This is a genomic window from Bacteroidota bacterium, from assembly GCA_037133915.1.
Classification (GTDB): domain Bacteria; phylum Bacteroidota; class Bacteroidia; order Bacteroidales; family CAIWKO01; genus JBAXND01.
In genome coordinates this window covers 136171-144232 of the sequence record JBAXND010000003.1, presented here as the reverse complement: position 1 = coordinate 144232, position 8062 = coordinate 136171, and the positions used below count along the sequence as shown (strand labels likewise).

The window sequence follows — 8062 nt, the reverse complement described above, 5'->3', positions numbered from 1 at the left end:
AAGTTATTAACAATCTGATGTTTATATTAACAATTGGTTTTTAGAAGTGCCCTTATTTATTTAAAAGAATTTTATTAATCAATTTTTCGTATTCGTCTTTGGGGTTTGCCCCGATCATCATTGTCGGTTGCCCACTCATCGGGCAAAACATTACCGAAGGAATAGATTCTATATTAAAAAACTGCGACAAATCCCTGTTATTATCTGTGTTCACTTTGTAAATAAAAATTTCGTCTTTATATTTTGCTGCGAGTTCAACCAGATATGGTGCAATGATTTTGCACGGGCCACACCAATCGGCATAAAAGTCAACAATACAAGGCTTGGTGCCCACATATGCGAGTTTGGGGTTTGATTTGTAATCATACACTTTTTTCAAAAAATCAGCATCATTAAGGTGTATGGGTGTTCCGGCAACATCAACTGCAGCCTCCTCTTTTGTCGGATTGTTCTGACCATTGTCATTTTTAGCATCCTTGCTCCCATCAGATGATGGCGATGAACAAGAAAATAATACCACTGTCAACATGGACAATACAAAAAATCTAATCTGTTTCATTTTGTAATTTTAAATTCACAGCGAAGATAAAAATAAATTAATCAAATCGCATTAATCTCACCAAATAATTTTACTTTTGTGATAATAATCATTAAAAATGGGCTCTCTTTTCCACGGTATTTCAGCCGCACAATTTGATAAACGCTTCAAAACAGACAGTGATTGTCTGAAGTTTCTTGCTCAACAAAAGTGGGAAAAAGAGTATTATTGTGTGAAGTGCGGAAATACAAATTACTGTAGTGGAAAAACTGAATTTTCAAGAAGGTGTACGCGATGCAAATATGAAGAATCAGCCACGGCTCATACACCGTTTCATCATTGCAAAATGCCGATTTTACAGGCATTCAGGATATTTTATACAGTTTGCTGCACTCCAGATATTTCCTCATGGGAATTATCGCGCACGTTTGAATTACGTCAAATGACCTGCTGGAAATTCAGAAAAAAAATCATAGATTGTCTTCAGCAAAAATGACCTATTTGCCTCTGACAGGAACAGCTTTTATTTTACCATGCTTCTTTTCATAAGCAGCAATAAAATCAGCAAATGCATCGCTGATTACATCTTTTATCAGAAGACGTTCCCAATAGCTTATCGCTTTTAGTTTTTCAAGCTGCTCTTCGTAAACAATAAATGTAGCACGGGTTTCATGCTCTTTTGTTCCAATTTTAGAAGTTTTTTCAACTGCAGGTTTAGGCTGAGGTGCCGCTGCAGCTTTTTCCTTCGCGATTTTTTTTACAGCAGGAGCTTCATTTTTAACCGGACCCGATAACAAACTGTCGAGTCCACCAGAAAAATTCTTTTTAGCCATGATACAATTTTTATAATGCTATTAGGGTCATTTTATAACTAATTTCTTTTCAGAATTTCTTTGCAAAGGTCGGCATAATCAAGCGCACCATAGCAATCCGGCTCATACCTGAAGATATCCAGGCCACAGGTTGGTGCTTCGGCAAGTGCGACATTATCGCGGATACGTGTTTTAAACACAGCGCCTTCAAAATGAGATTCAATGGTTTCAACAACATTTCTGTTAAGTACTTTTCTTCTGTCGAATTGTGTGATGAATACACCTCCGAGCTCCAGTTCTTTATTAAGCCGCTTTTTTATCTTTTCTATCACCTCCATTAATTTACTCAATCCTTGTAATGCCAGATACTGTGCCTGCAGCGGAATATAAACTTCGTCGGCAGCAGTCAGGCAATTTACGGTGAGCAATCCCAATGATGGCGGATTATCAATAATGACATAATCATATTTAGAACTAACCGGTTCAATGAGTTCGCGCAGAATGTATTCTCTGCCTGTTTCCGCACTCAATTCAATTTCTGCACCGGATAAGTCGATAGTAGAAGGAATGAGGTCAAGATTCTTGATTATATTCAACGGTTTCAATTCATACTGACCACGAATGGCGCCATAAACAGTAAACTCAGGGTCTTTAACGCCCAAACTTTGCGTAAGATTAGCCTGTGGATCCATATCAATCAGCAGCACCTTTTTCCCTTTACGGCTGAGACCCGCCCCTATGTTAATTGCAGAAGTAGTTTTTCCGACACCTCCTTTATGATTTGCTATTGCAATTACTTTTGCCATGATTCAATGTAATATTTATAGGTTTTGAATGTGCAAAAATACAAAATTTTTCCAATTTTATTACTCGAAAAACAATTATTATTTTGATTATTATTATTACTATGTTTATCAAGTAAACAGTTTATAACAGGGATTAGTTGTCAGGGATTGGGTATTGGGGAACAGGGAACAAGTAATATGTATCAGAAAGCAGGAAAATAACATCGAATTTTCATGCAGTTGTTTTAAAAATTGAGGGTGTTTTTCGTAATTCCTAATTCCTGAATCACTATTTCCCCAAATTAAACGATTGGTTTGAGAGCACGGAAGGCTTTGTATAAATTATCACTCATGAGTGAAGCCGTAATAAACTCCTGACCGAAGCGCGCAGCGGCAATATCGCCCGACAGTCCATGAAGATAAACGCCCAGCAGGCAGGCCTCTTTTGAATTATATCCTCGCGCCATCAACCCAAGCAAAATACCCGTGAGCACATCACCGCTTCCCGCTGTAGCCATTCCGGGGTTTCCTGTTGAATTAAAATAGCAGCTTCCGTCGGGGCAACTGATGCTGGTGTAGGCCCCTTTGAGGATTACGTAAACCCCATGTTTTTTGGAAAACTCAACCTGAGCCTTCCTACGGCCATTTCCATTGAAATCAGTACCTGTAAGTCTCCCGAACTCTTTAGGGTGAGGTGTAAATATACTGTTTGCAGGAACAAACGGTATCCATGTTTTGTTTTCGCCAAGAATATTTATCGCATCCGCATCGAAAATAAGAGGCACACCGGAATTCTGGATAAGCCGTTTAAGCGCGCTCTGGGTTTCAGGAGCACTACCGAGCCCCGGACCAACAGCAATTGCATTGTAGTCACCGATATCGTTCAAGCCGGTAAAGAACATTTCGTGCTCGTCAACACTCACCATTATTTCCGGCTGCGATGTTTGTATTATGTTATAACCAGCCCGAGGCAGATGCGCGGTAACAAGCCCGGCGCCGGCTTTAAGAACCGACGAAGCAGCGAGAACTGCCGCGCCCATTTTTCCATAGCTGCCGGCAATTAAAAGGGCATGACCGAAATTTCCTTTATGTGAAAACTGTTGGCGGGTTTTGACCATCGAAAAGCAATCAGCTTTTTCAAGAAAATAATTCTGCACCGGTACATTCTGCACAAATTCCCTGTGAAGACCAATAGGAATAACATGCCACTCCCCTGTATAACGGAAATTCTCAGCGAACATAAATGCGAGTTTCGGGCAGTGAAAAGTAAGCGTGACGGCAGCTTCGATAATAGCGCCATCATTTTGCGTATTATCATCGCCAAAAAGACCCGAGGGAATATCAATTGAAATAATGTTGTTACCCGACTTGTTCATGTGATTCACCAAGGATGCGGCAAAGCCAGAAAGCGGCTTATTGAGCCCCGAGCCAAATAACGCATCAATTACGATTGAACCTTTCGGAATAACCGGCATCACATCATTTTGAGAAATCTCGTTTATTGAGATATTTCTGATTTTTTTAAGCGCATCGAGATTTACAGAAAAATCGATTGAAGATTTATCAGTGAAGTGCGCAATGATGATTTTCACAGAAATATTTTTAGCAGCAAGCATCCGGGCAATAACAAGCCCGTCGCCACCATTATTGCCGGTTCCGCAAAAAATTATAAACGACCCGGAACGACCAAATCGCTGCATCAACCAATTAAAAGCCGCCCCTGCCGCACGTTCCATTAAATCAATAGAGGAAACCGGCTCGTTAATTATAGTAAAGGCGTCAGCTTCGCGTATTTGTTCAACAGCGAGAATTTTCATTTGCAAAATAATTAGGAATCCTTAAAAATTAAAATGGTGGTATGAATGCGTTGCAAGGCCAATGATAAAAATGAAATAGACTACCCAGTAGACCATGGCAACCAAACCTACAATAATACCAACTGTAGAACAAATACGTCCGGCATTGGCCATTTTGAATGACGTTAAGCTGTATTTACCGGGGTTTGCATCCCATTCGGCTTTTGCCTTTTTCCAAAGATTCAGTCCAACAATGGCCATAATCCATCCCATATAGCAAAATACCACCAGCGATACAATTCCGATAATCATTGCCGGCAATGCATACGGCAACATTTCAGGTTTTGCAGACTGTTGCTGCATGTTTTCATTTGAAGTTATCTGGGTTTCCATAAAATAAATTTTTGAAATACAACAATAGAATATTTTTCAATTAACCGCTCCAATAATATTAATGAAAGACCAGCCTGGTAAGATAACTGCCTATCATAAGAGCACCTGTAAAAATAGCAATTATTATCAAGATAATGTCTCCTTTTTTGAATTTAAAAATAACATATATCAACCCATAAATGCACAATACGATTAATGGAAGCAATGCGGGATAAGCGCGAAAGCTCTGCGACAGATTTCCTTTTAATAGTTCAATAAACGATGTTTGTAATCCACAACCCGGGCATTCAATGCCCAAATATTTTTTATACAAACAGGGACGCTGGTGATGTTCGAGCCAGTTAATCAATTGAGAAATGAAAGACATATGGCAGAAGATAAAAAAGAAGTCAGGAGTCAGAAGTTTATCAAATAAGTATGGTTATGAAAATCAAGTAAGTTTAAGATTTCCCAATATTTCCACATTCTTCAAATCCCTATTGTTCCTGTCCGTCGAAAATATCAAGTTTTTCGTAGATCGAATTCTGGCTTTTATATTCGGGTATAATTGCTTTCATTTTTTTGACTATCTCAAAATTTTCATGTTGTTTCAATGAGTCTTCCAGAACGTCTAATTCTTGAGAAATCGTATCAAGGTCATATTCTTTAACCTGAGCAATCATAATTTGCGGATGGTGTGTTGGCAATGTATTTTCCTGATCGTTGAGCAGTTCCTCGTATAATTTTTCGCCCGGACGTAAACCAGTATAAATAATCTGTATGTCTTTGCCGAGAGTAAGTCGCGAAAGTTTTATCATCTTTTTTGCAAGGTCAATAATTTTGACCGATTTGCCCATATCAAAAATAAAAATTTCACCTCCTTTGCCAAGGGAACCGGCCTGCAGTACCAAACGGCAGGCTTCCGGAATGGTCATAAAATAACGGGTTACTTCGGCATGGGTTATAGTAACCGGACCCCCTTTCTCAATTTGCTCACGAAACAGTGGAATCACGGATCCATTAGAGCCAAGGACATTTCCGAAGCGTGTAGTAATAAACCGGGTTCCGTTCAGCTTATTCAGTGACTGCGTATAGATTTCTGCAATTCGTTTGGATGCACCCATCACACTGGTTGGGTTCACGGCCTTATCTGTTGAAACCATTACAAATTTTTCGGTGTGATATTTCACAGCCAGATCGGCAATTACACGCGTTCCAAATACGTTGGTCACCACGGCTTCCACCGGATTGCTTTCCATCATGGGTACATGCTTATATGCCGCAGCATGATAAACAATATCAGGACGGAATACATCAAAAATTTTATCCATCCGTACTTTATGGGTGATATCACAAATAATTATTTCAAAATTGGCGCTTTTTAATATCTCTGTAAGTTCAAGCTCCAGATGATATAACGGTGATTCAGCCTGATCAATAAGAATAAGCTTTTCCGGATGAAAACGCACAAGCTGCCTCACCAGCTCACTGCCAATCGAGCCGGCAGCACCCGTAACCAGAACTTTTTTTCCGAGTAATTCACGTCCGATGAGTGCTTCGTCAAGTTTTATTTCGTCGCGTTCAAGCAGATCTTCAATTTTAACTTTTTTAATCTGTTTAAAACTCAGTTCGCCATTAATCCAGCGGCTAACGGGTGGCACGTTCAGAACTTTTGTATTGTGACCGAGGCAAATCTCAATGATTTCTTGTTTCTTGCCCGGCTTGAGGTTCTGGATAGAAATAATTAAATGCTCGACGGCATTTGTTGCAAGAAATTTATCGAGTTCTGTTGTACTGTATATTTCAACATCCTCAATTTTTTTGCCTGTTTTACGCGGATTATCGTCAAAGAAGGCCAGCACTTTGTATTTTGTTCCCGCATCGCGATCAAGTGCGCGTTTTGCAAAAGCGCCGGCTTCACCTGCACCGTAAATTATAACGTTGGTGCGGGTTTTAGAAGAAGTATTCAGCTCGAGATACATAATTTTTACTACAATCCTGAATGCTGTTAACAGCAGAATTGTTGTAATGAAGTCGATGATAACAATTGAATACGGGATGAAGTTGATACTTATAACAAAATGAAATAAAATAACATCCGTAAGAACAAAAAGCGCACTTCCGGCAGCAACAACGATTCCAATGCGGACGGCATCCCTGGTGCTGGTATAACGAATAATACCGGCATAGGTTTTAGCAATGATATAGCTAAGCCCTCTTACCACGACTACAAATATTAAAACATACGGCAGTGCGTGGCTGTCTTTGGGCGGAATATCAAAGTTAAACCGTAATAAATAGGCTAAAATAATCGATAATGCTGTTATTACAAGGTCAATCGTAAAGATTGCCCAACGAGGAATATTAAATTTGGCAAAAGGCCGTGGCATAAGCATTTATTTTACCACCAAAGGTATGAATATTTTCAGGCATTGGAGAAACAGAAATTATTTGAGATTTTTGTACAATTCCAAGGATGATCCGAACTGCTTAAAACTTAATCCCATTTTCAGGAAAAGATAAGCGGAATTTCATACTTTTGCCGAACAAGAATTACAATTATTAAATACGAAAATAATGAAAGATACTGCTTTTAGAAGTGTACATGAAGCCATGGGCGCTAAAATGGTTCCGTTTGCCGGGTTTTACATGCCCGTGCTGTTTGAAGGTGTAAATGCCGAACACGAAACAGTGCGCAAAGCGCTGGGTGTATTTGACGTATCGCATATGGGTGAATTTTGGGTGAAAGGCCCGAAAGCACTTGATTTTGTACAGTGGGTAACATCCAATGATGCATCAAAGCTGGTAGATGGTAAAGTTCAGTATTCATGTTTCCCGAATGGTAAAGGCGGCATTGTTGACGACCTGTTGGTATATCGCATTAACGCCGAAACCTATCTTTTAGTTGTAAATGCCGCAAACATTGACAAAGACTGGGCATGGGTCAGCAGCCAGAATAAAATGGGCGCCGATCTTTATAACGCATCGGGCGAGATTTCGCAGCTTGCTATACAGGGTCCGCTCGCATTAAAGGCCATGCAAAAACTCACCGATACGACTGTGACGGATATGGAGTATTACACCTTCAAAAAACTCACGTTTGCCGGCGTCAAGGATGTTATTTTCTCGACAACGGGCTATACAGGCGCAGGGGGATGCGAGATATATTTTGCCCATGCCGACGCGCTCAAAATTATGGATGCTGTGATGGAAGCCGGTAAAGAATTCGGCATTAAACCTATTGGGCTTGGGGCACGCGATACACTAAGGCTTGAAATGGGTTACTGCTTGTATGGAAACGATATCAACGATACGACGTCTCCTATTGAAGCAGGTCTTGGTTGGATTACTAAATTTACGGATGAAAAAGACTTCATTGATAAAGCTTTATTGCTGAAACAGAAGAACGAAGGCGTTTCAAAGCGTCTGGTGGGATTTACCATGATAGATAAAGGCATTCCCCGACAGCATTATGAAATTACGGATGCCACCGGCAGCATTATTGGTGAAGTAACTTCCGGAACCATGTCGCCTATGTTGAAAGAAGGCATTGGTATGGGATATGTTCCTGCAGCGTTGGCGAAACCCGATTCTGAAATCTATGTCAAAATCAGGGAAAAACTTCTTAAGGCAAAGGTTGTGAAATTCCCTTTTTATAAAAGCTAAACGAGAAGCATTCCAAAATTGAGAATCAAATTCTGTGAATGGGAACATTTATTAACAGTGACAATGATTTATTTTATTATATTTCAATCAATT

8 protein-coding genes are annotated in these 8062 nt (G+C 39.8%); 1 reads left to right on the top strand and 7 read right to left on the bottom strand.

The window, feature by feature from the left end:
- Positions 1-52: 52 nt before the first annotated feature.
- The 7 genes from WCM76_02265 to WCM76_02235 all read right to left on the bottom strand — a co-directional run bounded on the left by WCM76_02265 (position 53) and on the right by WCM76_02235 (position 6693).
- A complete protein-coding gene (locus tag WCM76_02265) occupies positions 53-559 on the bottom strand; it encodes a thioredoxin domain-containing protein (GenBank protein MEI6764435.1) in 507 nt (168 codons plus the stop codon).
- Between the two features lie 476 nt (positions 560-1035).
- Positions 1036-1371 (bottom strand): hypothetical protein, encoded by a 336-nt coding sequence (locus WCM76_02260; GenBank protein ID MEI6764434.1) that lies wholly within the window; start codon positions 1369-1371, stop codon positions 1036-1038.
- 38 nt (positions 1372-1409) lie between these two features.
- Complete coding sequence (locus WCM76_02255; GenBank protein MEI6764433.1) at positions 1410-2156, bottom strand: ParA family protein; 747 nt, start codon at positions 2154-2156, stop codon at positions 1410-1412.
- A 281-nt stretch (positions 2157-2437) separates the two neighbouring features.
- Entirely contained in the window at positions 2438-3952 is a 1515-nt protein-coding gene (locus tag WCM76_02250; protein MEI6764432.1) for an NAD(P)H-hydrate dehydratase, read from the bottom strand.
- Between the two features lie 21 nt (positions 3953-3973).
- A complete protein-coding gene (locus WCM76_02245; protein ID MEI6764431.1) occupies positions 3974-4324 on the bottom strand; it encodes a hypothetical protein in 351 nt (116 codons plus the stop codon).
- Positions 4325-4382: 58 nt separating this feature from the next.
- Positions 4383-4691 carry a DUF2752 domain-containing protein gene (locus tag WCM76_02240; protein ID MEI6764430.1) on the bottom strand — a complete coding sequence of 103 codons (309 nt, stop codon included), beginning with the start codon at positions 4689-4691 and terminating at the stop codon, positions 4383-4385.
- A 109-nt stretch (positions 4692-4800) separates the two neighbouring features.
- The gene (locus tag WCM76_02235; protein ID MEI6764429.1) at positions 4801-6693 is read right to left on the bottom strand and encodes a nucleoside-diphosphate sugar epimerase/dehydratase; all 1893 of its coding nucleotides are present in this window, start codon (positions 6691-6693) and stop codon (positions 4801-4803) included.
- Positions 6694-6880: 187 nt separating this feature from the next.
- Here WCM76_02235 and gcvT point away from each other — a divergent pair, with 187 nt between their 5' ends.
- Complete coding sequence (gene gcvT, locus WCM76_02230) at positions 6881-7969, top strand: glycine cleavage system aminomethyltransferase GcvT (GenBank protein MEI6764428.1); 1089 nt, start codon at positions 6881-6883, stop codon at positions 7967-7969.
- Positions 7970-8062: the final 93 nt, after the last annotated feature.

Bases quoted from the DNA above. Each gene is read 5' to 3' on its own strand.
- WCM76_02265 (MEI6764435.1), bottom strand. From the start codon at position 559: ATGAAACAGATTAGATTTTTTGTATTGTCCATGTTGACAGTGGTATTA.
- gcvT (MEI6764428.1), top strand. From the start codon at position 6,881: ATGAAAGATACTGCTTTTAGAAGTGTACATGAAGCCATGGGCGCTAAA.
- WCM76_02255 (MEI6764433.1), bottom strand. From the start codon at position 2,156: ATGGCAAAAGTAATTGCAATAGCAAATCATAAAGGAGGTGTCGGAAAA.
- WCM76_02245 (MEI6764431.1), bottom strand. From the start codon at position 4,324: ATGGAAACCCAGATAACTTCAAATGAAAACATGCAGCAACAGTCTGCA.
- WCM76_02240 (MEI6764430.1), bottom strand. From the start codon at position 4,691: ATGTCTTTCATTTCTCAATTGATTAACTGGCTCGAACATCACCAGCGT.
- WCM76_02250 (MEI6764432.1), bottom strand. From the start codon at position 3,952: ATGAAAATTCTCGCTGTTGAACAAATACGCGAAGCTGACGCCTTTACT.
- WCM76_02260 (MEI6764434.1), bottom strand. From the start codon at position 1,371: ATGGCTAAAAAGAATTTTTCTGGTGGACTCGACAGTTTGTTATCGGGT.
- WCM76_02235 (MEI6764429.1), bottom strand. From the start codon at position 6,693: ATGCCACGGCCTTTTGCCAAATTTAATATTCCTCGTTGGGCAATCTTT.